The sequence below is a fragment of the Rhodohalobacter halophilus genome, assembly GCF_001715195.1.
GTDB classification, from domain to species: Bacteria; Bacteroidota; Rhodothermia; order Balneolales; family Balneolaceae; genus Rhodohalobacter; species Rhodohalobacter halophilus.
On sequence record NZ_MDWE01000086.1, the window covers coordinates 1 to 1,414 of the forward strand.

The 1,414-nt window shown below is 46.4% G+C and carries 1 protein-coding gene; it reads right to left on the minus strand.

Annotation, left to right across the window (positions count from 1 at the left end; translation table 11 throughout):
• Positions 1-91 precede the first annotated feature (91 nt).
• Positions 92-1,327: an IS4 family transposase gene (locus tag BG260_RS13830; protein ID WP_069133547.1), complete on the minus strand. Its 1,236-nt coding sequence runs from the start codon at positions 1,325-1,327 to the stop codon at positions 92-94.
• Between the last annotated feature and the right edge of the window lie 87 nt (positions 1,328-1,414).

The following is a 1,414-nucleotide window of genomic DNA, read 5'->3' on the forward strand; positions in this document are numbered from 1 at the left end:
CACTCCTGTCCGAACATTTTTTAAGATGGTCGGATAAAGTGTTTTCATGTTGTTTAAATGCACATAATTGGTGTGAATTCCAACATAAAAACTACCCGAACTTCAACGTTTTTTGACCTGTGTCGGGAGGTTTATAGCGCCTTTTCGCCTTTTGTACGGTAATTTGAATTTCGCTTGCGATGTATTCCAGGCGGTTGTATTGAGTCAGACACACTCGGATCAAGGTCACAAAGTGGCCAAAACAGTGATAAACCCCGCTGATAGTGCGTCGAATCAGCTCCAACAGCAAATACACAATCATAGCGATGAAGATCTGAGACTTACAGGCGTTCTCGCTGGTCCCCAGGAAGGTTTTGATTTGCAGGTTTTGTTTGATCAGTTTGAAGAAGATTTCGATCTGCCAGCGTCGTTTGTAGAGCTGGCCAACCACCGCTGCCGGCCAGTCCAGATTATTGGTGATCACGACAATCACCTTGTTTTCGTCTTCTTTATAAATAGCTACCCGGCGAAAGACCACATGGCCGATGCCCGCATCCCGGGCCGCCTGTCCGGTTAAATAAATCAATTCATCTTTCAGAATATGCTCATCGGTTCCTTCAGGTAGCTCGTTCTCTTCAATCGATTGATAAACTGTATTGGATTTCATACGGGTGACAAAATGGTTTCCATCCTCAATACGGGTCGCAAACAGGGAAAAATCAAAATATCCCCGGTCGTCAACAACAATGGTACCGGCCGGATAACGGAAGTTGTCGGCTCCCCGCCGGTCGCTGACGGAGGCCGGGGTCAGATTGACCATCTCAGGAATCATGGTCGCCTCATCCAGGCTCACATGCATTTTAATGCCTCCTTTAGCTGTCCGAAACTTCGCCCACGGAAATAGCTTCAGGCACAGACTCATAATTGAAGCATCCACCAGCTTGATCTGTTTGTTTTTAATCTGCTCGATCACTTTGTATTCCTCGCGTTGGGTAAACAGCCCGGAAAAATGGGTTAACAGTCCCACATACAACGATTCGAAGACCTGCCAGTCCCGCTTGGCATGGCTGTCGCTCATCGTGGATTTGGCTGGAGACTGCTCCAGGCCAATATCGGCAAGGAATTTTGGACTGATACTGATCCCCTGGGCGATCTCCCGGAGTGTATGGCACTTGTTCAGCTGTCCGAACATCATGGCCACAAGCTGATCGTAGGTCTTGTACTTATGACAATGTTTGTCCGATTCGTACTTGCCAATGGTGGTTTGCAGCAAAGAGGAAGGAATTAAATCCAGAATTTGACCCAGTAAGGGTTTATCAGATTTTTTTGCGATCTTAGTAGGGCTCATGGTCGTGAAGTTGTAGTTGAGATTTTAAAGCAATCCCAAACTAACAATTTTCATGCCATGAGCCATTTTTTTGTTCGGACAGTACTG